Source organism: Neobacillus niacini (assembly GCF_030817695.1).
GTDB lineage: Bacteria > Bacillota > Bacilli > Bacillales > Cytobacillaceae > Neobacillus > Neobacillus niacini_F.
In genome coordinates this window covers 1,371,952-1,395,784 of sequence record NZ_JAUSZQ010000002.1, presented here as the reverse complement: position 1 = coordinate 1,395,784, position 23,833 = coordinate 1,371,952, and the positions used below count along the sequence as shown (strand labels likewise).

The 23,833-nt window shown below is 38.5% G+C and carries 23 protein-coding genes, 2 pseudogenes and 1 riboswitch; of the genes and pseudogenes, 3 read left to right on the top strand and 22 right to left on the bottom strand.

The annotated features are described in order from the left end of the window. Nucleotides 1-307 precede the first annotated feature (307 nt). Nucleotides 308-801 (bottom strand): annotated as a pseudogene (locus QFZ28_RS07090) (putative PEP-binding protein); the annotation flags it as partial. Between QFZ28_RS07090 and QFZ28_RS07085 the strand changes: the two are divergent. Further along, a pseudogene (locus QFZ28_RS07085) lies at nt 802-1,044 on the top strand (ATP-binding protein); the annotation flags it as partial. Between the two features lie 247 nt (nt 1,045-1,291). On the opposite strand, the gene QFZ28_RS07080 reads toward QFZ28_RS07085, so the two are convergent. Then, complete coding sequence (locus QFZ28_RS07080) at nt 1,292-1,825, bottom strand: sodium:solute symporter family transporter (RefSeq protein WP_307196972.1); 534 nt, start codon at nt 1,823-1,825, stop codon at nt 1,292-1,294. A gap of 900 nt (nt 1,826-2,725) precedes the next feature. Continuing rightward, a complete protein-coding gene (locus QFZ28_RS07075) occupies nt 2,726-2,932 on the bottom strand; it encodes a xenobiotic reductase b (protein ID WP_307196971.1) in 207 nt (68 codons plus the stop codon). On the opposite strand from QFZ28_RS07075, the gene QFZ28_RS07070 reads away from it, so the two are divergent. Then, complete coding sequence (locus QFZ28_RS07070) at nt 2,886-3,773, top strand: tyrosine-type recombinase/integrase (RefSeq protein WP_307193997.1); 888 nt, start codon at nt 2,886-2,888, stop codon at nt 3,771-3,773. The two genes, QFZ28_RS07075 and QFZ28_RS07070, sit on opposite strands and share 47 nt — an antisense overlap. A gap of 88 nt (nt 3,774-3,861) precedes the next feature. Here the strand turns inward: QFZ28_RS07070 and sufB are convergent, their stop codons facing one another. The 18 genes from sufB to QFZ28_RS06980 form a co-directional block, all read right to left on the bottom strand. Then, nucleotides 3,862-5,259, bottom strand: a complete 1,398-nt coding sequence (gene sufB / locus QFZ28_RS07065) for a Fe-S cluster assembly protein SufB (RefSeq protein ID WP_307193996.1) — start codon at nt 5,257-5,259, stop codon at nt 3,862-3,864. Nucleotides 5,260-5,417: 158 nt separating this feature from the next. Continuing rightward, nucleotides 5,418-5,855, bottom strand: a complete 438-nt coding sequence (gene sufU, locus QFZ28_RS07060; protein WP_307193995.1) for a Fe-S cluster assembly sulfur transfer protein SufU — start codon at nt 5,853-5,855, stop codon at nt 5,418-5,420. Continuing rightward, nucleotides 5,845-7,074, bottom strand: coding sequence for a cysteine desulfurase (locus tag QFZ28_RS07055; RefSeq protein ID WP_307193994.1), 1,230 nt, complete (start codon nt 7,072-7,074; stop codon nt 5,845-5,847). The genes sufU and QFZ28_RS07055 overlap by 11 nt, the downstream gene beginning before the upstream one ends. After that, on the bottom strand, nt 7,074-8,384 hold the full coding sequence (gene sufD, locus QFZ28_RS07050; RefSeq protein WP_307193993.1) for a Fe-S cluster assembly protein SufD: 1,311 nt from the start codon (nt 8,382-8,384) through the stop codon (nt 7,074-7,076). The genes QFZ28_RS07055 and sufD overlap by 1 nt, the downstream gene beginning before the upstream one ends. A 23-nt stretch (nt 8,385-8,407) precedes the next feature. Further along, a complete protein-coding gene (gene sufC, locus QFZ28_RS07045) occupies nt 8,408-9,193 on the bottom strand; it encodes a Fe-S cluster assembly ATPase SufC (RefSeq protein ID WP_307193992.1) in 786 nt (261 codons plus the stop codon). 449 nt (nt 9,194-9,642) lie between these two features. Further along, nucleotides 9,643-10,479, bottom strand: a complete 837-nt coding sequence (locus QFZ28_RS07040) for a MetQ/NlpA family ABC transporter substrate-binding protein (RefSeq protein WP_307193991.1) — start codon at nt 10,477-10,479, stop codon at nt 9,643-9,645. Nucleotides 10,480-10,495: 16 nt separating this feature from the next. Beyond that, nucleotides 10,496-11,161 (bottom strand): methionine ABC transporter permease, encoded by a 666-nt coding sequence (locus tag QFZ28_RS07035; RefSeq protein ID WP_307193990.1) that lies wholly within the window; start codon nt 11,159-11,161, stop codon nt 10,496-10,498. After that, a complete protein-coding gene (locus tag QFZ28_RS07030; protein ID WP_307193989.1) occupies nt 11,154-12,179 on the bottom strand; it encodes a methionine ABC transporter ATP-binding protein in 1,026 nt (341 codons plus the stop codon). The genes QFZ28_RS07035 and QFZ28_RS07030 overlap by 8 nt, the downstream gene beginning before the upstream one ends. A gap of 164 nt (nt 12,180-12,343) precedes the next feature. Next, nucleotides 12,344-12,448, bottom strand: a riboswitch (SAM riboswitch). 125 nt (nt 12,449-12,573) lie between these two features. Then, nucleotides 12,574-13,890 carry an O-acetylhomoserine aminocarboxypropyltransferase/cysteine synthase family protein gene (locus QFZ28_RS07025; RefSeq protein ID WP_307193988.1) on the bottom strand — a complete coding sequence of 439 codons (1,317 nt, stop codon included), beginning with the start codon at nt 13,888-13,890 and terminating at the stop codon, nt 12,574-12,576. A gap of 18 nt (nt 13,891-13,908) precedes the next feature. Beyond that, a complete protein-coding gene (locus QFZ28_RS07020; RefSeq protein ID WP_307193987.1) occupies nt 13,909-14,268 on the bottom strand; it encodes a hypothetical protein in 360 nt (119 codons plus the stop codon). Between the two features lie 128 nt (nt 14,269-14,396). Further along, nucleotides 14,397-14,705 (bottom strand): thioredoxin family protein, encoded by a 309-nt coding sequence (locus QFZ28_RS07015; RefSeq protein ID WP_307193986.1) that lies wholly within the window; start codon nt 14,703-14,705, stop codon nt 14,397-14,399. A 3-nt stretch (nt 14,706-14,708) separates the two neighbouring features. Then, on the bottom strand, nt 14,709-15,065 hold the full coding sequence (locus QFZ28_RS07010; RefSeq protein ID WP_307193985.1) for a toprim domain-containing protein: 357 nt from the start codon (nt 15,063-15,065) through the stop codon (nt 14,709-14,711). 131 nt (nt 15,066-15,196) lie between these two features. Continuing rightward, nucleotides 15,197-15,436 (bottom strand): YusG family protein, encoded by a 240-nt coding sequence (locus QFZ28_RS07005; protein ID WP_307193984.1) that lies wholly within the window; start codon nt 15,434-15,436, stop codon nt 15,197-15,199. Nucleotides 15,437-15,550: 114 nt separating this feature from the next. Beyond that, on the bottom strand, nt 15,551-15,934 hold the full coding sequence (gcvH, locus tag QFZ28_RS07000; RefSeq protein WP_307193983.1) for a glycine cleavage system protein GcvH: 384 nt from the start codon (nt 15,932-15,934) through the stop codon (nt 15,551-15,553). A 78-nt stretch (nt 15,935-16,012) separates the two neighbouring features. Further along, nucleotides 16,013-16,369, bottom strand: coding sequence for an arsenate reductase family protein (locus QFZ28_RS06995; RefSeq protein WP_307196970.1), 357 nt, complete (start codon nt 16,367-16,369; stop codon nt 16,013-16,015). 178 nt (nt 16,370-16,547) lie between these two features. Continuing rightward, the gene (locus tag QFZ28_RS06990) at nt 16,548-18,332 is read right to left on the bottom strand and encodes an acyl-CoA dehydrogenase family protein (RefSeq protein ID WP_307193982.1); all 1,785 of its coding nucleotides are present in this window, start codon (nt 18,330-18,332) and stop codon (nt 16,548-16,550) included. A gap of 23 nt (nt 18,333-18,355) precedes the next feature. After that, nucleotides 18,356-19,531, bottom strand: coding sequence for an acetyl-CoA C-acetyltransferase (locus tag QFZ28_RS06985; protein WP_307193981.1), 1,176 nt, complete (start codon nt 19,529-19,531; stop codon nt 18,356-18,358). A 36-nt stretch (nt 19,532-19,567) separates the two neighbouring features. After that, the gene (locus QFZ28_RS06980; RefSeq protein WP_307193980.1) at nt 19,568-21,955 is read right to left on the bottom strand and encodes a 3-hydroxyacyl-CoA dehydrogenase/enoyl-CoA hydratase family protein; all 2,388 of its coding nucleotides are present in this window, start codon (nt 21,953-21,955) and stop codon (nt 19,568-19,570) included. A 218-nt stretch (nt 21,956-22,173) separates the two neighbouring features. Between QFZ28_RS06980 and QFZ28_RS06975 the strand changes: the two genes are divergently transcribed. Beyond that, the gene (locus QFZ28_RS06975; protein ID WP_307193979.1) at nt 22,174-22,305 is read left to right on the top strand and encodes a YuzL family protein; all 132 of its coding nucleotides are present in this window, start codon (nt 22,174-22,176) and stop codon (nt 22,303-22,305) included. 44 nt (nt 22,306-22,349) lie between these two features. Here the strand turns inward: QFZ28_RS06975 and glnA are convergent, their stop codons facing one another. Continuing rightward, nucleotides 22,350-23,714: a type I glutamate--ammonia ligase gene (gene glnA / locus QFZ28_RS06970; RefSeq protein ID WP_307193978.1), complete on the bottom strand. Its 1,365-nt coding sequence runs from the start codon at nt 23,712-23,714 to the stop codon at nt 22,350-22,352. Nucleotides 23,715-23,833 lie beyond the last annotated feature (119 nt).

The following is a 23,833-nucleotide window of genomic DNA, read 5'->3' as shown; positions in this document are numbered from 1 at the left end:
TTTCGATAGTCTTCTCACTTTTTTCTTCATATGTTCTATGTACGGCAACTAATACAATTGTTAGTATGAGTAACTCAAGCGTATTGACCGTATATCCATATACCTGTATATATATGTCTTTTGTGTAGATAAAGCGAATAGCAAAAAATATTCCACATAATACTAATATGTTGTCGTTCAACTGTAGGATTTTTTTAACCATGTTCATACTCCTTAATTACTAATAAAAGATTAATTTTCCATTTATTCCTAATATATATACACTGCTACCTTTAAAAGTTCTTCAAGGCGTTTATGTTGCGTTCAGCTTTTGAAAGCTGAAGCATTGGCTTTTAGTTTTTAAAATGGAAGTGGCACTCATACTAAACTCATCTAAGCCCAGTCCAAGTAGAATTGGTATTGCTACTTCGTCCCCTGCCATTTCTCCGCACATGCCTGCCCATTTTCCTTCTTTATAAGTTGCATCAATGACCATTTTGACTAAGCGAAGAATAGCTGGACTATATGGCTGATAAAGATAAGAAACACGCTCATTCATACGGTGCCGCCATTGTGTACTGAATTAAATCGTTTGTGCCAATGGAGAAGAAGTCTACTTCTTTTGCGAATATATCTGCTATCACAGCTGAAGATGGAATTTCTACCATCATACCCACTTCGATTTGATCAGAAACAGCCGTGACCTCAGCGTGAAGCTTTGCTTTTTCTTCCATTAATATCGCTTTAGCTTGGCGGGAGTTCATCGAGTACTATCATTGGGAACATCATTTTTAAATTACCAAACACACTAGCACGTAATAAATGGATCAAAGAGAAGCTAATTTATTTTTTCATTTAGTAAATGTTCTCTATAATAATTCTTCTATTATCTTGACCTCTAACAAGGAACCCTCAGATTGGGGAGAACTATTGGGTGACCCAGCTATAACGACAGCAATTTTGGATAGGATTATTCATCGATCTGAGATAATCCAATTAAATGGAGATAGTTATAGAATGAAACATCGATCTTCCATATTCGGACAGAAAAGTGTTCAAAATTAATTAGCAAAAAGTGTTAATTTCACTTGTTGCTTACAATATGATAAAAGAAAGGATGCTCATTCCATGAAACCTCCATTTTCATACATTATGAAAGTGATTTTCCTAAGTGTCCAATTAGAGGATAGAAGTCTATTTATAAATTCTTAAGTCGTGTTTTATCCAGTTATCACCCATAGCAAAAGGAACAAAACAGGCACCACCTTATCTAAGCACGGCGCCTGTTTTGTTCCTTTCAACATATAAAGAATCAGTGATGAGCAATCCCTTTTACATCGTTCCCTATATTTGACTTAACCGTAATTTCTGAAAAATTATCCTCTATGACAGCTTTCTTTCGGGAACCTATTAATGTTCCAATGTAACAAGCCACGAAACCTAGTGGAATGGATACGATCCCTGGCGAAACGAGCGGGAAAATAGGTTCTCCTTTAAATAATGCAGCACCTGGTTCAGGGCTCCAGACGTTTGGACTTAACCCAACCAAGACTAGTGTCCCAATTAACCCGACAAGCATACCAAAGACCGCTCCCGTTTTATTAAATTTCTTCCAATAGATAGTAAATAAAATAACTGGTAAATTGGAACTTGCAGCTAAAGTCAGGGCTAATACTGCTAAAAACGTAACATTAAATGACTGAAGGGACAAAGATAAGATAATAGAAACAATCGTAATAATAATAGAAGAGAGACGAACCATGAACATTTGCTGTTTTTCAGTTGCTTTTCCATCCTTTAAAATCTCATTGTAGAAATCATGTGAAAAGGATGTAGCTCCTGTAATAAGTTAATATTTATTTGGTTTCTTTGATATATCTATACGGATTGTCAGTTTTGAACTGCAAATAGGCAGGAAAGTTATCTATTATCATTGTAGAAGTTTGTCGAAAAAAAACCGTATTTATACCTAGGTATATGTATGTTTGTCAATATAATTTCACGTTAGAATAATAAGTAAATGTGAGTATCTAGAAAACTGGGAAACATTCGAGTGTTCTACTCCATTTTTACATAGGGGGGAAAGGCGTATTAGAGGCGATGTTTTTTATTACTATGCAACTCACAATCATCGGATTTGGACAATTACTCCCCCACCACTTAAATTTGAAGTTGTATGTCTAGCTGGAGAGTTCATTGTATTTATATGTACTATTTTAATTTTTTTGGGAAGGTATCCTTCTAATCATTATATCTCCGCTTGGTGGACTACTGTTTGGTTTTTAATTTACTCCTTAAACGAATGGATTTTATTATTGACAGGTACTTTGTAAATAAAGGATCGTTTTGATAAGCAAACGTAACAGCTCTGCGATTTACATTTGGCATTTCTTAAAAAATTCCGCTTATTTCTGACCCCTAGAAAAAATTCCACAAAATATAAACTACGTTGTATTCCCTTGGTGTCGGTCGTATGATTTAGCTATATTTATCAACATAATACGTGTAAAAAATGAATTCTACATAGTTTATAGCAGTAGCAATAATGCTGGATTCCTTTAGGAATTTCTCCAAACAACAGGACTTCTATAGCACAAAAAGCCGGTACCCTAAGACAATAAGGTATCAACTTTTTTTATCGCTCTTCAACAATAGCGCCCGATTGTTGAATAAGCAGTTCAAAAAAAGGCGTTATTCCTTTTTGGATTAACGCACCATGTAGTTTTTTTATAATACACAACGACAGCTATACCTGAGCTTCAAAATCTTTAATCCTAGCATTCGGGCTTAGTATCTTTTCCAACTGGAAATCGGCTATAGGTTCCCCGGCTTTCACCTTGTTTACCCAGTCATGGTTGGCTAGCGCCCCCTTTCCTAAGGTAACCACGTCAGCCTCTCCTTTTCCAATGATTTCTGTAGCTGTTCCCGGATTCTCAAGGTGCCCATTCGCAATAACAGGTAAGTTGCTGTATTTTTTTGCTAACCTTGCAAGTGAAGCTTCACCATCTCCAAAAGCTGAATCGGTTGCGGTCGTGCCTTCTCCTTCCGGAAATGATCATGCTGTTCATGAACTTGAAGTGCTTGAAAAAAATCCTGCTGATAAATTAAAGGTTCCTGTTCAAGATGCAGTTGCTATTAAAAAAGAAAAAGTGAAATATTTCAGCCTTCAAGAATTAAATCAGTTATTAGATTTTATGAAAACATACAAACATCAACGCTTTCCTGAATACCAGCTTTATTACATGTTAATGTTCTTTTTAAGCAAAACCGGTTTAAGGATATCTGAAGCTTTAGCTTTAGCTTTAAGGTGGGAAGATATTGATGTTGATAAGATAACGATCGATAAACAAACAAGCCGTGATGATAACAACAAAGTGAAATTAACAACATTAAAAAATTCTTCTTATCGAACAATCAAAATAGACCCTGATTTAATACGTGAATTGAAGAAGTTTAAGCTGAAGCAAAATGAATTAATTTTAGGTAATGAAAGATTCCGTAAAAATGAAGAGGGCATCATTTTTCAAAATTATAATGGTCATTATCTAACACCTTCTATAATTCGTGAAACAATTCGAGGATATTGTAAAAAAGCCGGTGTTGAATATAAAGGAACCCACGGGTTCAGACATACACATGCAGTTCTACTGCTTGAATCAGGTGCAAGCCTTAAATATGTATCAAATCGATTGGGCCATAAAATCATCAAAACAACAGCGGATACTTATCTTGATATTACTGAAAAAATAGAAGAAGACGAACTTCAAAAGTTCGCCTCCTACACTAAAAGATAAAATCAAATCGGCACAAAATCGGCACGCCGACAATTTTACATTTTATAATAACCCCTTAAACCCTTGATACACAAAGGCTTCTTCTATCTTAACCGATAGAACCTTCCATTTCGAACTTGATTAGACGGTTCATTTCGACTGCATATTCCATTGGTAATTCTTTTGTAAATGGCTCAATAAAGCCCATTACAATCATTTCTGTTGCTTCTTGTTCTGAGATACCACGGCTCATCAAGTAGAAAAGCTGCTCTTCAGATACTTTTGAAACTTTTGCTTCGTGCTCAAGTGAAATGTTATCGTTTAAGATCTCGTTGTAAGGAATGGTATCAGATGTTGATTGATTATCCATTATCAACGTATCACATTCGATGTTTGCACGAGCGCCATCTGCTTTACGTCCAAAGTGTACAACACCACGGTAGGTTACCTTACCGCCATGCTTAGAAATTGATTTTGAAACGATTGTAGATGAGGTATTTGGAGCTAAGTGAATCATCTTTGCTCCCGCGTCCTGGTGCTGACCTTTACCTGCAATTGCAATAGATAAAGTCATACCACGTGCGCCTTCACCCTTTAAAATAACAGCTGGGTATTTCATCGTTAATTTTGAACCGATGTTACCATCAATCCATTCCATCGTGGCATTCGCTTCACAAACTGCACGCTTAGTAACTAAGTTGAACACGTTGTTCGCCCAGTTTTGAATGGTTGTATAACGGCAATATGCATCTTTTTTAATAACAATCTCAACAACCGCACTGTGAAGTGAGTTTGTAGTATAAACAGGTGCCGTACAGCCTTCTACATAATGAACGTGTGCGCCTTCATCAACAACGATCAAAGTACGCTCAAATTGTCCCATATTTTCAGAGTTAATTCGGAAATATGCCTGTAGAGGAGTATCTACTTTAACTCCTTTTGGAACATATATAAATGATCCACCTGACCATACTGCCGAGTTTAGTGCAGCAAACTTGTTATCTGTTGGTGGAATCGTTTTTCCAAAATGCTCACGGAAGATATCCTCATTTTCTCTAAGAGCAGAATCAGTATCTTTAAAGACGATACCTAAATCCTCAAGTTCTTCCTTCATGTTATGGTATACCACTTCAGATTCGTATTGAGCTGATACACCAGCTAGATACTTTTGCTCTGCTTCAGGAATCCCAAGTTTATCAAATGTTGCTTTAATTTCTTCTGGGACTTCATCCCACGATTTTTCCGATCTCTCAGATGGTTTTACATAATAAGTGATTTCGTCAAAGTTTAACGGAGCTAAATCTCCGCCCCACTGTGGCATCGGCATTTTGTAAAAGTGCTCAAGTGATTTCAAACGGAAATCAAGCATCCACTGCGGTTCGTTTTTTAACTTTGAAATCTCTTTTACAATATCACTTGTCAAACCACGTTTTGATCGGAATATGGAAACGTCCTTATCGGCAAAACCGTATTTATAATCACCGATTTCCGGCATCTTCTTCGCCATCGTCGTATTCCTCCATTTCATTCGAAAAGCGGAAGCGCCTTGCTCAGCCCCGACAGTTGCTTGCGGGCCTGTCGGTGAAGTCGTTTTTTGACTTCAAAGTCTGGACCGAAGCACTCGAGGGGCTGGGCGCTGGAGCACATCTCAACCGCAATTTCGTTTTATTGTTGTTCCTCTTCATTCAATCCCTTTTCCATTGCCTTCCATGCAAGCGTGGCACATTTGATTCTCGCAGGGAATTTAGAAACACCCTGAAGTGCTTCGATATCACCTAGGTCAACTTCATCATCATAATCTTTCCCTTGAATCATATCAGAGAAAATTTTTGAAAGCCTAATCGCTTCCTCTACTTTTTTCCCCTTAATGGCTTGTGTCATCATCGAAGCAGATGACATGGAAATTGAACAGCCTTCTCCTTCAAATCCTACATCCTTTACAATTCCATCTTCAACTTTAAAAGTCAATTGAATTCTGTCACCACATGTAGGATTGTTCATATTGATGGTGTGACTGCCATCCTCTAACAGTCCGCGGTTACGCGGTTTTTTATAATGATCCATAATAACTTGACGGTAAAGTGCATCTAAATTAGAAGACATCGCTGAAATACTCCTTTGTTTTAACAAGTCCTTCAACTAGCTTATCAATATCGTCTTCTGTGTTGTATAAATAAAAGCTTGCACGAGCAGTTGCTGACGCCTTTAGCCACTTCATTAACGGCTGGGCACAGTGATGTCCTGCACGGACAGCAATGCCCTCTGCGTCAAGAACAGTAGCGACATCATGCGGATGTACATCACTAATATTAAAAGTCACAAGACCTGCACGTTTTGCGGCGTCTAATGGCCCGTAAATCGTCATTCCAGGTACTGAAGACATTTTTTCTAATGCGTAGGCCGCAAGCTTATGCTCGTGTTCTGCAATATTATCTAAGCCAATTTCATTTAAAAAGTCGATTGCAGCTCCAAGACCAATGGCACCTGCAATAATTGGTGTTCCCGCTTCAAACTTCCATGGCAGCTCTTTCCATGTCGATTCTTGTAAATGGACGAAATCAATCATTTCTCCACCGAATTCAATTGGTTCCATTTTTTCTAACAAATGCTTTTTTCCATATAGAACTCCGATACCAGTTGGAGCACACATTTTATGTCCTGAAAAAGCTAAAAAATCACAATCTAAATCTTGAACGTCTATTTTCATATGAGGCGCACTTTGTGCCCCATCGACTACCATAATCGCACCATTGTCATGGGCAATTTTCGCAATTTCCTTAATAGGATTAATAACACCTAGTACGTTTGAAACCTGCATAACAGAAACTACACGAGTATTAGCTGTAATCGTTGCTTGAACATCTTCAAGTGAAATCGTTCCATCTTCTTGAAGTGGGATGTACTTTAACACTGCTCCTGTCCGTCTTGCAACCTGCTGCCAAGGAATAATATTGCTATGGTGCTCCATATACGTAATGACAATCTCATCACCAGGATTTAGATTCTCAGCTGCATAGCTTGCAGCAACCGTATTTAAGGCTGTTGTAGTCCCCCGGGTAAAAATAACTTCCTGGGTTGATTTAGCATTAATAAATTTTCGAACCTTTTCCCGTGCTCCTTCATAGGCATCCGTTGCTCGTGTTCCAAGCGTATGAACACCACGATGAACATTGGAATTAATTTCTTTATAATATTTCTCAACTGTCTCAATCACTTGGATTGGTTTTTGAGATGTTGCTGAACTATCAAGATAGACAAGTGGGTTTCCATTTACTTCTTGATCTAAAATAGGGAATTGACGACGAATATCCAAGACATTCATTATCTTACTTTCCTTTCAATCACAGCTGTTAATTGCTTCTTAACTCCTTCAATTGGAAGCTGGTTCACTACAGGAGCAAGGAACCCATGGATAACCAAACGTTCTGCTTCTTTTTTCGGAATTCCGCGGCTCATTAGGTAGTAAAGTTGCACTGGGTCAACACGTCCAACTGAAGCTGCATGACCAGCAGTAACATCATCTTCATCAATAAGAAGAATTGGGTTGGCATCCCCCCGCGCTTTTTCACTTAGCATAAGTACACGTGATTCTTGTTCAGCATTTGATTTTGAAGCACCATGCAGGATATGACCAATTCCATTAAAAATGGAAGAAGCGCTGTCCTTCATGACACCGTGCTTTAAAATATAACCTTCGCTGTTTTTCCCATAATGAACAACTTTTGTTGTGAAGTTTTGAATCTGCTCACCACGTCCAACAACTACTGTTTTTGTATCACCATAAGCACCGTCACCAACTAAGTTGGTTGTATTCTCAGAAATAGTATTTCCTTCATTCATTAATCCAAGTGCCCATTCAATTCTAGCATCTCTTCCAGCTGATCCACGACGATTCACGTAAGTGGTGATTCCTTTTGCAAGAGTATCAACTGCACCATATTGAACTTTTGCTCCAGCTTTTGCAATGACCTCTGTTACGATATTAAAGACACTGTCAGCACTCTCTAGCGTTGATAGGTAATTTTCTACATACGTAACTGCGCTGTTATCATCGGCAACAACTAATACATGATTGACGAGGTTTGCGTCGGCAGAGTCATGTAAATAAATCGAATGAATCGGTTCTTTAATTTCAACATTTTTAGGAATGTACAAAAATGCTCCGCCATTCATAAGTGCTGCATGAATGGCAATCAGGCGGTGTTCGTCTGTTTTAACTGCGTCTGTTAACAAGTACTTCTGTACCAGCTCGCTATGTTCACGAACTGCAGTAAAGATATCCGTAAAAATGACGCCTTGCCCCTTTAATTCCTGTGTTAAAGAAATATATGCAGGGGTATGATTTCGTTGAATATACAGATTTTTTGCCGTCGATTCGTCACCAATTAAAGCTTTTACCTCTTCTGGAAGCTCAGCTAATGACGCAAACGTGTCACTTTTCACGATAGTTGTATCAAATTGTGTGAAGTTCCACTTATCAATTTTTGTTTTATCCGGTCTTGGCATTGGAAGAGATTCGCTTAATTCTAATGCTTTTAAACGCAATTCTTCCATCCACGCAGGCTCGTTCAATTCTTTTGAAAAAGAACGAACAAAATCTTTATCGTATGATAAATTCGTTTCTGTTGTCATGATTATCCTCCTAACGCTAACTTCTACGCTTCTTGCCCAACTGTTTCATCTTCGATTCCGAGCTCTTGCTTGATCCAGTCATATCCTTCTGCTTCTAAGCGTTGTGCTAGTTCTGGTCCGCCTGATTTTACAACACGGCCCTGCATCATAACGTGCACATAGTCAGGAGTGATATAATTTAAAAGTCGTTGATAGTGAGTAATGACTAAACAGCCAAAATCTTCTCCGCGCATTTGGTTAATACCTTTTGAAACAACCTTTAAGGCATCAATATCTAATCCAGAGTCAATTTCATCCAAAATGGCGATTTTCGGCTCAAGCATCATTAATTGCAGGATTTCATTTCGCTTTTTCTCTCCACCAGAAAATCCTTCATTTAGATAACGCTGTGCCATATCAAGGTCCATTTCAAGGTATTCCATTTGCTTATCCATTTTACGGATAAATTTCATTAATGAAATTTCATTGCCTTCGCCAAGACGGCTATTTAAGGCAGAACGTAAGAAATCGGCATTTGTTACACCATTAATTTCGCTTGGATATTGCATGGCTAAAAATAGTCCAGCACGTGCGCGCTCATCTACTTCCATTTCAAGCACGTTTTGATCATCTAACATAATGGAACCGCTTGTTACCTCATATTTTGGATGTCCCATGATAGCAGATGATAAAGTAGATTTACCAGTACCATTAGGTCCCATGATTGCGTGAATTTCTCCACCTTTTATTTCAAGGTTTACACCTTTTAAAATTTCTTTTCCATCAATTTCTACATGTAAATCTTTGATCGTTAATGTTGACCCCGCCATATATATACCTCCGTAAAGATAATTTTGTATCTTGTAGCCAAAACACTTGGCCTCAAAATTCTATTCTCACTTTATTCTCATTATAATCTTATAACAAATAGAATCTGTTAGCAACTCATAAACAGTAATAACTTTTATGAAAAAAAAGTAATTTTATTTTCACTCCATACATTCCAAATGAGAATGAAAATCAAACAAGATGAATTTGTAACATAATAATTCTTAATTGACTAATAATGTGAACGCTTTATGTAGTCACATACGAATAAAACTATAACGTATCTATCTCTATTTTGCCAAGACTTCGACATTATATTTGATACCTATTTTTACCTATCCAATTGGATTCATGTATATTATGTGATAGATAAAAAGAAAACCAGTGAAACATCTTCACCGGCCTCTTCTATCTTCGTATTAATTCGTATCGTTTTATTTCAATTTAGAGCTTATTCACCTGGTATTACAGCACCTTGGTACTTTTCTTCGAGGAATTTTTTAATTTCATCTGATTGTAGAACTTCTACAAGGGTTTTAATTTCTTCACGGTCTTGGTCCTCTGAGCGAACGACAACAAGGTTTGCCGGTACAACGTCATCGCCCTCAAATGCGATTCCATACTTTCCAATGTCAATACCGCCTTCTAAAGCGTAGTTCGTATTAATAACAACCGCATCACCTTCACCACTTTCAAAAGAAGAAGCTAATAGTTTTGCTTCAATTAGCGTTGAGAAATCAAGGTCCTTTGGATTTTCAACAATATCCTCTACTCTTGCATTTGCTCCAACGCCTTCTTTAAGCTTAATTAATCCTTCTTTTTCAAAAATAGGTAAGATACGTCCATGGTCACTTAGTGAATCACTCATAATAATTTTTGCACCTTTTGGAAGGTCATTTACGCTTTTATATTCCTTAGAATAAATTCCGATTGGTTCCTTATGAACGCCACCTACACTTACAAAATCAAAGTCCTTATTTTCTTCCATTTGCAATTCTAAATACCCTGGTGTTTGGAAATAGTTTGCGTCGAGTTCTTTATCTCTTAAAGCTACGTTTGGCAGGATATAATCTTGAAAAACTTGCACTTCTAGGTCAATGCCTTTTTCCTTTAATAAAGGTTTTGCCGCCTCTAACACTTCCGCGTGCGGTACGGCAGATGCACCAACAACTAATTTTTTGTTTCCATCTTCTCCTGCGTTATCTGCAGTATCGTTTTTAGCACCACCGCAAGCTGATAGTACAAGTGCTACTAACGCAATGATAATTAAACCAAATGCTTTTTTCATAATCTAACTCCTCCTGTTATCGTTTATCTGTTTTTTTTGTAAAATAATCCCCAATAAATTGGATGATAAAAACCAAAATTAAAATAGCAATTGTTGCAACTAACGTAACAAGCGGCCTATTGCGCTGAAAACCTTCTAGGTAGGCAAAATGACCAAGTCCCCCTGCTCCAATTACCCCAGCCATCGCTGTAAAACTTACTAACGAAATAGCTGTAACTGTTAGACCTGAAATTAAGGCTGGCAAAGACTCCGGTATTAATACTTTAAAAATAATCTGGCCATGTGTTGCTCCCATTGATTGTGATGCTTCAATAACACCTTTATCGATTTCTCTAAGAGCAATTTCCACCATTCTTGCGTAAAAAGGAGCTGCTCCAATAATTAAGGCAGGCAGCGCCGCATTTGCACCGAGCATCGTACCAACCAATAATTTAGTAAAAGGAATTAATAATACAATTAAGATAATAAACGGTATTGATCTGAAAATATTTACAAATCCAGCAATAATAGCATTTATACCTCTATTTTCCCACAAATTACCTTTATCCGTTAGAAATAACAGCAGACCAAGGACTAATCCTAAAATAAATGTAACAAGGACTGAAATAGTAGTCATATAAAGGGTCTCACGTGTGGCTTCTAATAATTGAGTCCACTTTACCATTTCTGTAAAGTTAGCCATTACTAATCACCTCCACGCCGACTTGCTGGGAGCGAATGTAGTCGACTGCCTTATTAACTTCTAGTTCACTGCCATCAAGGTGTATAAAGAGAGTCCCATAGGAACCACTTTGCGTTTGCGAAATTTTCCCCTGCAAAATGTTGACTGTAACATTATTTTGACGGATTAAATTAGTGATTAACGGTTGCTCGACTGAATCGCCGATAAAGGATAATTGAACAACCTTACCCGATTGATAGCGTTCTAACAAATGTTCAGCTGTTTCTTTCGTTTCTTCGGGCTCGGTAACTTGCTGAACAAACCGTTTCGTAATCTGCTGCGCGGGGTTCTTAAAGACATCTAACACCTGACCTAATTCTACGATTCTTCCACTTTCCATAACCGCTACCCGATGACAGATTTTACGAATGACATGCATTTCATGAGTTATCAATACAATCGTTAATCCTAGCCTTTTATTGATATCGACCAATAAATCTAAAATAGAATCAGTGGTTTGTGGATCTAGGGCTGAAGTTGCTTCATCACAAAGAAGTACTTTTGGATTGTTGGCCAGTGCCCGCGCAATTCCCACACGCTGTTTCTGACCGCCGCTTAGCTGGGAGGGGTAAGCATTTTCTCTGCCTTCAAGACCAACTAATTTAATCAATTCATTTACTCTTCTTTGTCTTTCTGCTCCACCTACGCCAGCTATCTCCAAAGGAAAGGCGATATTCTCGCTAACTGTTCTTGACCAGAGTAGATTAAAATGCTGAAAAATCATACTTATTTCTTGACGTGCTTTCCGAAGTTCACTGCCCCTAATCTTTGAAATAACACGGCCAGCAACGGTAACGGAGCCTTCTGTTGGGAGCTCTAATCCATTGAGCATTCGAATTAAGGTACTTTTTCCCGCACCACTATACCCGATTACCCCAAAAATCTCCCCTTCTCGTATCTCTAAATTAACATCATCTACAGCCTTCAGCTGCCCCTGCTTAGAAGGAAAAAACTTACGGACATCTTTTATAGAAATCATTTTCTACACCTTCTTTTTTATCCAATTAAATGTGTATTACAAAAATTCGAATTAGAGCGGACTATTTAATATAGGGTTTGTTGATTCCAGAAAAACATTCTTATATTAGAAAATTTAAAAAGCCTTTCTGCGGAAGGCAGAAAGGCATCACTAATAAGACCTTTCTCCCATCTTCCAAAGCATCCGCTTTGTGTGAATTGGCACCATTTCAATAAATTGACGGTTGCCGGGCTTCATCGGGCACATCCCTCCACCTCTCTTGATAAGAGTTACAACATTCTATATTCAATTAACGCCTTTATTGATTGAAGTAATTACTTATAGTACGAAAGTTATCGTAACACGGATAAAAAAGGCTGTCAACGAATTTTCTACAAATTTCGAATAAACTCTTTTAGGCTTTTGCTGTTAAAGAAGTCACTCCTGTGGCTGTTTCAATTGCCGCTTCTAAGTCTTCAATTAAATCCTCTACATTTTCAATGCCAATGGAAAGTCGAATTAAATCCTCAGAAACTCCAGCTGCCTTTAGTCCTTCTGCATCAAGCTGTTGATGTGTAGTGCTAGCAGGATGAATAATTAAGCTTTTCGCATCCCCAACATTCGCAACATGGGCGAAAAGTGTAATCGAATCAATTAACTTTGCTCCTGCTTCTCTTCCACCTTTGATTCCAAAAACAATCATCGACCCGGCACCTTTAGGCAAATACTTACTTGCCAATTCATAATCAGGATGAGAAGAGTGACCAGGATAGGATACCCACTCAACGGCAGGGTGCTTTACTAAATACTCAACTACTTGCTTTGTATTGGCAACATGCTCCTTCATCCGAACATGAAGCGTCTCTAATCCGAGTATGAATTGAAATGCATTTTGTGGACTTAAAGAAGGTCCTAAATCACGTAAAAGCTGTACACGTGCTTTAATAATATAGGCAACAGCACCCAGCGCTTCTGCATAAACTAGGTCATGATAGCTTGGATCTGGAGTCGTAAAACCTGGGAATTTAGGCGAATTCCAGTCGAACTTCCCTCCGTCTACGATTACTCCTCCGGTGGTGGTTCCATTACCCAATAGCCATTTAGTAGCTGAATGAATAACAATATCTGCACCGTATTCGATAGGTCTGCATAGGTATGGTGTCGCAAATGTATTATCAATAATTAATGGAACCCCTGCGGCGTGGGCAATGTCCGCCACTTTTTCAATATCAAGAATTCTTAAAGACGGATTCCCAATCGTTTCGGCAAAAACTGCTTTTGTTTTTTCATTGATAGCACTACGGAAATTTTCTGGATTTTCGGGATCTACAAACCTAACTTTAATTCCATATTTCGGAAGAGTAACGGCAAATAAATTGTAGGTGCCGCCATATAATGTGGATGCTGAAACGATTTCATCACCCGCTTCCGCAATATTTAAAATTGCTAGGGTAATCGCAGCCATTCCGCTCGCTACTGCCAAGGCAGCTACTCCACCTTCTAGCAGGGCAACTCTTTCTTCAAAAACGGTTGTTGTCGGGTTGTGGATTCGAGTATATATGTATCCGGTCTCTTTCAAAGCAAAAAGATTTGCAGCATGTTCGGTATTTTTAAACTGATAGGCATTATTTTGGTAAATTGGAACTGCACGTGCTCCTGTAACAGGATCCGGTGCTAACCCTCCATGAACACTTAAGGTTTCAAATCGATAATTCTTTTGATTTTCCCCCATACTAAACACTCCTTCACTTTATGATATAAATTTTTTATAGGTATCCTCTGGCTTGGTTAAATAAAAGATTGATTCGATAAGTAAAATAGTACGGAATGGAGCCTTGACCTTTAGCTGTCCTTGGTTGATGAGAATTCTTAATTTTCCGTTCCCTTCAAGCAGACTGTTAACGGAATCCCGCTGACCATTAATTTCGCAAGTGACAGTACTGTCGTTATTGTCAACGAGTGAGAAAACCTCGCCACGATGAAAAACGAGGAAGCCCTCTTGATCTTCACATTCTAGCTTTATTTTTAGATACTCCGATGTTTCAATCAACTTGAGAACGTGACTGCGTTTCCTGATTGCAGAAAGGAAAATCCTTATCATTTCTTCCATCTTCGATCACTCCAATTCCACTCCAATCTGTTATATATTCAAGGCAGCTTATTAGAATTCCTTTATCATTTCATCGACAAATTTCTTCTATCTGATTACACAAAAAAACAGACGTATCAGCATCTGTTTTAACGTAACAATTGTTTAATTTTTTCATATAAGAAAGGAACAGAGTTGAATGCATAAATCGTCTCAACAATTTCTCCATCCCTAATAAACAGGAGGCAAGGAACACTTTCAATTTGAAACTTTCCCGCCAGCTCAGGATAAAAATTTAGATTCATTTTCCCTATTTTTACATCAACCATATTTTCAATGACTTGGAGCATTCTCGATGCTACCTGACAAGTACCGCATAAAGGTGTATAGAAGTAAATGAGTCCGGATGAATGACTATTAAAGAATGATGATACCTCATCTAGGTTCCAATCGTTCATTTGTTAACCCATTTCTAAAAATTGAGTATGAACATCGATATTTGCACCTAAAAGGACTGTAGCAAGATGGTACACGGGTGCAGTGGCAACTTCACGGTACATCCTATCTATATAAATATGTTCTGCTCGAGGGAATTCCTTTTTCAGCTGTTTGCGAAGTTTCTCACCTGCAGCATCTGCATCAACAAGGATATAGACCTCTTTATCTTCGAGGGTATCAATTAATTCATCCAATTTAGACATACTGATTGTACCATTTGTACAGACAATCTCCATTGGTTCCTTCAGGATACTTTTAACCTTTTTCTTATCTGATTTTCCTTCGACAATCAGAACTTTATCACCATACGTGTCATTCATCATTCATCACCTATACGAAAGAAAGTTATTTGTTTGATGTTAACATATTCAATATATTTAATAACGTGTCTATATGTTAACTATACCACGATTGTCTTTTTGATAATAGGTGTTTGCTCATAAGCTATGTACTAACACCATCCACCATCATCACAATCTGTATATTTTGCGTCCGGCTGTTCTGTAACTGTTACGTTCTGATAAATCTTCCGTTGCGCTACTTCAAATTGTTGATCTAACTGAAAGGTCATGTCCCCTGGTAACTGTATTTTACCAATGGATGTGTTATCTAGAAATAATTCCATTTCACCATTTTTCATTTTTCCAACAACTCGATCTGTCACGTCAACCTTTTGCTGCTTTAATGTCATTCCATGAGCTCCTTTTAATTAAAGTTTATTATAGTATCACCCAGATTTAGAATATACAAGGTGCGAATTTTTCCCATAAAAAAAACACCTTGAAAAACAAGGTGCTTGTAAAAATTAATCTTCTTTAATCATTTCTTCATATTGTTCTGCCGTCATTAGCTTGTCTACTTCGCTGCTATCAGAAGGCTCAATTACGATCATCCATGCTTTTTCATATGGAGATTCATTTACGAATTCAGGGCTGTCGCTTAAATCCTCGTTTACTTCTACTACCTTACCGCTTATAGGTGCATATAGTTCAGAGACAGTTTTAACAGATTCAACACTGCCAAATGGCTCGTCAGCAGTTACTTCATCGCCAACCTCTGGAAGTTCAACGAATACGATATCTCCCAGCTCAGATTGTGCAAAGTGAGTGATTCCTACACGGACTGTTGCTCCTTCTAGCTTTACCCACTCATGTTCTTCAGAATAACGCAATTCCTTTGGTGTAGTCATTCTCTAAATCCCTCCAATTTTTTATTATCGACATAAATCGATTCTACCTGAATTAGCTATTGAAAAGTATGAATATGCTTACAGCCACATCTTCTCATACTCTTCTTCTTTAAAACCAACTGTCACCTTTTCTCCATCTGTTAATAATGGTCTTTTGATTAACATCCCATCTGAGGCTAACAGATCTAGCAGCTCATCTTCAGAAGCAGAGGATACTTTATCCTTTATACCCAGTTCACGATATTTTTGCCCACTTGTATTAAAGAACTTCTTTAACTCAAGGTTGCTCTTTTCGTAGATATCCTGAAGTTCAGCGCGAGATGGTGGAGTTTCAACAATATGTATTGCTTCGTAGGAAAGATGATGTTCATCTAACCATTTCTTTGCATTTCGGCATGTCCCGCATTTGGGATACCAGTAAAAAGTAAGCGCCATCTGTCCACCCTCCTCTACAACATTCATGACAATTCTCGTCACTTTGAATAGTAACATAACAGAAAAAAAAGTAAAAACCCTTCTGTTAAAATTTTCGACGAATTCTGCAAAAATCCTGCTAAAACATACAGAAAAACTTTAGACTCCTAAAAAATTTATAGGAGCCTAAAGTTTCAAATTAAACGATATAGCGTTCAGCCTTGATGAGAACGTCCGCCGCTTCTCGCTTTTTACCAATCACATTGATTGGCGTGTGGCGAGTTAATTTACGAAGCGCTGATACGAGAATTCGGAGGGTATCACCTTGTTCAGTTGCAACCAATGTTTCTTTGGCATGCTGCTCAATTTCGTTAAAAGCTTCTTGACAGAAGATTTGCGTATAAAGAAGCTTTTGTTTATTTTTCTCTAGACCAGTCTTGGCAATTGCTTTTTCGGTACGTAACAGTGCAGATTCCATTGCATAAGCATTAGAAACAATATCCGCAATATTAGATAAGATTTCTTGCTCTTTTTCAAGTGCCTTACCAAATTTTTGTGCTGCTAAACCGGCAGCAAGCAACCCTATTTTCTTCGCATTGTTTACTAAATGTTTTTCCTGCGCAAGCGGCTCATCACCAGGCTCCTCAGGCATTAACATCATGATTTCTTCTTGGAGCGCCATTGCCTTTTGGAATAATGGAAGCTCTCCTTTGAATGCCTTTTTAATATAGGTTCCTGGTACTAACAGACGGTTAATCTCATTTGTACCTTCAAAAATACGATTAATTCGTGAATCACGGTACGCTCTTTCGATGGCATACTCTTGCATGAAGCCGTATCCACCATGAATTTGAACACCTTCATCTACCACATAATCCAACACTTCGCTACAGAAGAATTTATTAACAGAGCATTCAATTGCATACTCAGCAATAGAATTTGCTACTAATTTAATGTCCTTCTGCTCTTCTGTTGTAAGTTTGCCTTGATTATCTTCGTACAACCCAATCGTACGGTAGACAGAGCTCTCTGCAGCATAGATTTTAGAGGCCATTGTACCGAACTTTTCTTTTGTTAAATTGAACTGAGAAATTAGTGTATTAAATTGCTTACGGCCATTTGCATATTTAACAGCTAACTCAAAGGCATTTTTAGAACCGCCCACACCGCCAACAGCTAACTTATAGCGTCCGATGTTTAAGATATTAAACGCAATGACGTGCCCTTTTCCATATTCCCCTAATAGGTTTTCAACAGGGACAGGTACATCTTCTAGAATAAGAGTACGAGTTGAGGAGCTCTTAATTCCCATTTTCTTTTCCTCAGCACCTGTAGAAACACCAGGGAAATCTTTTTCAACAATGAAGGCAGTAAAGTGTTCACCATCAATTTTTGTATAGACAACAAAAACATCCGCAAAACCAGCATTTGTAATCCATTGTTTTTCACCGTTTAAAATATAATGTGTACCTTCTGCATTTAATTTTGCTGTTGTTCTTGCACCAAGTGCGTCAGATCCTGAACCTGGCTCTGTTAAAGCATAAGCAGCGATTTTTTCACCCGAAGCAAGTGCCGGTAAATATTTTTTCTTTTGCTGTTCGTTTCCGAATAAAACGATTGGCAGTGAGCCGATACCAACATGCGCTCCATATGATAATGAAAAACCGCCTGCCTTTGACATTTTTTCAGTTACAAGCGAGGAAGTTACTTTATCTAATCCTAAACCTTCGTACTCTTCAGGGACATCGGCTGCTAAAAGGCCAAGATCACCTGCTTGTTTTAGTAACTTCACTGTACGGTCAAATTCGTGGTTCTCCAGATGTTCCAATTGTGGAAGTACTTCTTTTTCAATGAAGTCCTCTGCTGTTTTTGCAATCATTAGTTGCTCTTCGGTAAAATCCTCAGGTGTTAAAATTCGGTCATAGGAAATATCATCGATTAAAAAGCTTCCGCCTTTAATAATTTTTTCAGCTTGTTGTGTCATTTAAATATCCCCCTAATTGTTTATTAAAGTAGCTCAAATACCCCGGCAGCGCCCATTCCGCCGCCAATACACATGGTTACTACGCCGAATTGCTGTTGACGGCGCTTTAATTCATGAATGAGGGTTAAGGTGAGTTTTGCACCTGTACATCCAAGTGGATGACCCAGTGCGATGGCACCGCCATTTACATTTACTTTTTCTTCATCTAGATTGAGCTCGCGAATAACTTGAAGAGATTGCGAGGCAAATGCTTCGTTTAATTCAAATAGATTGATATCGGATAACTCTAAGCCTGCCAGCCTAACTGCTTTCGGAACAGCTACTACGGGACCAACTCCCATAATTTCCGGTGGTACGCCTCCAACGGCAAATGATCTGAATTTAGCTAATGGCTTTAGTCCGAGTGACTCTGCTTTTTCACGGTCCATAATCATTAAGGCTGCCGCGCCATCACTTGTTTGCGACGCATTACCCGCCGTAACAGAACCTGTCACGGAGAAAGCCGGACGAAGTTTTGCCAGTGATTGTACGTTTGTATCAGGACGGACCCCTTCATCTTGAGAAAACTGAACGTTTCTCTCCACCAACTTATTGTCCTTACCAACAGAGCGGATTGTAACATCAACTGGAACGATTTCGTCTACGAATTTTCCGTCTTGAATGGCTTTTGCCGCTTTCTGATGACTGCGAACGGCAAATGAATCCTGATCCTCACGAGAGATACCATATTTCTTAGCTACTTCTTCTGCGGTATGACCCATTCCCATATAATATTCTGGAGCTGTTTCAGCTAATTTTACATTCGGTCTTATCACATGCCCTGCCATCGGAATCAAACTCATAGATTCGGCTCCACCTGCAATTGCAGTATCAGTGTGTCCTAACATTATCCCTTGTGCTGCATAGGCAATCGCTTGGAGTCCCGATGAACAAAAACGATTAATCGTAATTGCTGGTACAGTGTGCGGCAGTCCTGCTAATGCACCAATATTACGAGCCATGTTATTACCTTGCTCCGCTTCCGGCATTGCACAGCCCATGATTAAATCATCTATATTTCCTTCATAGTTACCGGCACGCTTTAATGTTTCTTTAACAACCAATGCTCCCAAATCATCAGGGCGAACATGTGCAAGCGTTCCTTTCTTCGCTTTACCTACCGGGGTCCGAGCTCCGGCCACGATTACCGCTTCTCTCATTTCGTTCCCTCACTTTCCTCATATAATAACAATCTATTAATTTCTAAGTGGCTTACCTTTGACAAGCATGTGCTGCATACGCTGTTGTGTTTTGCCTTCTCTTATTAAGCTTAAGAATGCTTCTCTTTCTAAATCCAATAAGTATTGCTCATCTACTTCCGTACCAAATGGCACTTTTCCACCAGCAATGACGTAAGCTACTTTTTTGGCGATTTTCAAATCATGCTCTGAAATATATCCAGATAAGAACATGGATTGCGCCCCCAGTAAAAGTGTAGCGTAACCTGTTTCACCCACTACCGGCACCTTTTTGCGGGCTTTTTGCACATAACCCTTCTCATGTAATGCTAGAACAGCCTGCTTTGCATCGTATAATTGGTGGTCTCCGTTAATACTAATTCCATCAGCCAATCCTAAGAAATTATTCTCACGTGCTTCCGCACCAGAGGTTGATACTTTTGCCATAGCAATCGTTTCAAAGACTTTATTAGCAACAGCTTGAAAGTCAAATGGAACACCATTCGGCAAACCTTCTAAATGTTTAATATACAGTTCTTTGTTTCCGCCGCCGCCTGGAAGCAGTCCGACACCCACTTCGACAAGTCCCATATAGGTTTCAGCAGACGCTTGAATGTGCGCTGCAGGTAAACAAACCTCGGCACCACCGCCAAGTGTCATTGAAAATGGTGCTGCAACCACTGGTTTTGCGCTATATTTTACTTTCATCATCGAATTTTGAAACTGACGCACTACCATTTCAAGCTCATAGATATTGTCATCCTGAGTTTCCATTAACATCATCGCGAGGTTTGCGCCGACACAGAAGTTCTTACCCTGATTACCAATGACAAGTCCTTTGTAGTTCTTCTCAACTTCATCTATCGCAAAGTTAATCATCTGAATAATATCTAAACCAATGGCATTATTCGGAGAATGGAATTCCAAGAGAGCAACCCCGTCACCTAAATCAATTAAGCTTGCACCGCTATTCTTTTTAATAACACCTTTTTGTTTCTTTAATTTTTTCAGGTCAATCACTTTTGGATTATTTTCCACTAGACGGTATTCGCCATTATTGAAGAAAAATTGTTCCCCATTTTCCTCTATATAGAAAGACGTATGCCCCTTCGCAAGCATCTCTGCTACCCAAGCGGGAATTTCCAATCCATTTTCCTTCATCTTCTCGACTGACTTTTCTAGCCCAATCGCGTCCCACGTTTCAAAAGGACCCATTTCCCAGCCAAAGCCCCATTTCATGGCACGGTCAATGTCGACTATCGTGTCTGCAATTTCACCTAAAAGCTGTGCAGAGTATACTAGGACGGGACTAAATATGTTCCACAGCAACTCACCTGCTCGATCATTTGCATATACAAGCGCTTTCAATTTATTCGCAGTGCCTTTTTCCTGCTTACTCAATTCAGTTGCTGCAGTTGAGAGCTTTTTACGTGGTATATATTCTAAAGTAGCAGGATCAAGTTCAAGGATTTCCTTCCCTTTTTTCAAGAAGAAGCCTTGACCCGATTTACTTCCCAGCCAGCCTTTTTCGAGCATTGTTCTCATAAATGCAGGGACTTCGAATACTTCCTTTTCTTTACCGGTTACTTTTTCATGAACATTGCCTGCTACATGTGCGAATGTATCCAACCCAACTACATCTAACGTACGGAAGGTTGCGCTTGAAGGGCGGCCGACTAATGGACCAGTAACAGAATCAACTTCTCCAACACTATAACCACCCTTTAGCATTTCTTGGACAGTAATGAGGAGACCATAGGTTCCAATCCGGTTGGCAATAAAGTTCGGTGTATCCTTTGCAAGAACAACACCTTTTCCTAAAACATCTTCACCAAACGTTTTCATGAATGAAATCACTTCTTGGCTCGTATATTGTGTAGGAATGACTTCAAGTAATTTTAAGTATCTTGGCGGGTTAAAGAAGTGGGTACCAAGGAAATGCTTTTTAAAATCCTCTGACCTTCCTTCTGCCATCGCTTCAACAGATATACCTGATGTATTGGAGCTGATAATGCTTCCAGGTTTTCTGTATTGGTCCACTTTTTCAAATACTTGTTTCTTAACATTGAGATTCTCAACGACAACCTCTATTACCCAATCCACATCTTTTAATTTAACTAGGTCATCTTCTAAATTTCCTGCTTCAATTAGCGCTAAATTCTTCTTGACCGCCAATGGAGCTGGTTTTTGCTTTACTAATTTTTGAATGGATTGGCTGCTAATGCGATTACGGACCTGCTTATCTTCTAGCGTCAGTCCTTTTGCCTGTTCGTCGTCGGTTAACTCCCGAGGCACAATATCCAATAATAAGGTTGGTATTCCGATGTTTGCTAGATGGGCAGCAATCCCCGATCCCATGACTCCTGATCCTAGAACAGCCGCTTTTTTAATAAGTTGGTTCAACATTGTCTCCCCCTTCACACATTTGAATGAATACTCATTCATTTTTTTGCCAAAAAAAATTCACAAACGAATGAGTTCTGCTAACTATTACTATAGAATATTTTAAAAATTTGCGCAATAAATAAAAGCGGAAAATACTAAATTTTTTTACAAATGGATTTTCCATACACCTTTACATAAAAAAAAAGAATTGGGCATCCTAATTAACGAGGTGATGATGCATGGGTAAAATGAAGAAAAACCCAACTAAAAGAGGCGTAAGCGCCGCTAGCGTTCAAGGAAACGCCGGTCCTGGCGGGGAGCAGTCACAAAAAGACAAAGTGAACAGTCAAAATAACCAGTTCAAAAGATAATTAAAAAAGCAGGCTGAAAAAGTTCAGCCTGCTTAACTTTGACTCTAAAACTTAGCTTGATAATTTTCGATTTCCCAAGTGTGAACAGCTGTACGATAGCTATCCCATTCAGCCTTTTTCAAAGAAACAAACTCATCATAAACATGGTTACCCAATGTGTTACGTCCGATCTCTCCATCCTCTAATGCTGTTAAAGCAGCCGCTAAACTTCCAGGAAGACTTTCAATACCAAGTTCACCGCGGCGATCTTCAGTCATATGGAAAATATCTTCATTAATTGGTAATGGCACTGCTAACCCTTGTTCAATACCATCCAAACCAGCAGAGGCAATAACCGCAAAGGTTAAGTATGGATTTGCTGACGGATCCGGACATCTTAACTCAACACGAGTGGCCATCCCTTTTTTAGCAGGAATACGAATTAATGCAGAACGATTTGAAGCACTCCAAGCAATATAACATGGTGCCTCATATCCAGGTACTAAACGTTTATAAGAGTTTACAAGTGGATTGGTTATAGCTGTAAAACTCTTTACGTTTTCAATTAAACCAGCAATAAATTGATATGCTTTTTCGGAAAGTTGTAATTCATCAGCCGGATCAAAAAAGGCATTTTCATTTCCTTCAAAGAATGACATGTTTACATGCATTCCAGATCCGTTTATTCCAAAAACTGGTTTAGGCATAAATGTAGCATGCAGTCCATATTTCTTTGCAATTGTTTTTACAACCCACTTATATGTAGTGGATAGATCTGCTGCGCCCAGAGCGTCAGCATACTTAAAGTTAATTTCGTGCTGTCCTTCAGCAACTTCATGGTGAGATGCTTCGATAGTGAAACCCATTGCCTTTAACGCACGGTAAATTTCTAAGCGAACACGCTCTCCTAGATCTTTAGGCGACGGTTCAAAATATCCTGCTTTATCACTAAGTTCCTGTGTTGGATAACCGTTTTCGTCCGTTTTAAACAGGAAAAATTCAAGCTCAGGACCTACAGAAATGGTGTATCCTTTATCTCCAGCACGTTCCACTGTTTTCTTTAATACATTTCTTGTGTCACCTTCAAACCATGTTCCATCAGGATTTTTAACAGAACATAGAAAACGCGCTTCAGAATATCCGTCTTCAATTGTCCATGGTAAAACGGAGAAAGTTGCTAAATCCGGCTGTAAGTATAAGTCAGATTTATTTATCGGTGAAAATCCTTTAATAGAAGAGCCATCAAACATCATTTTTCCTTCTACTACATCTTCCAATTGAGCACTAGTAACGGTTATGTGTTTCAAGATTCCTTCTATATCTACAAACTGTAAGTGAAGAAGTTCAACATTCTTTTCATTTATTACTTCTTTAATTTGTTCGATCATTGCAGATTGGTCATTTACATTTGAAAGAATAGCTTTTGTCATGTTATTTCTCCTCCCATGTCCATGTCACTTTACCTAACATTGAATTTATTATATTGTGAATTTTTAATTTTGACAACTCCTTTTTATCAATTTTTTGAATAATTTATGCATATTTTTTT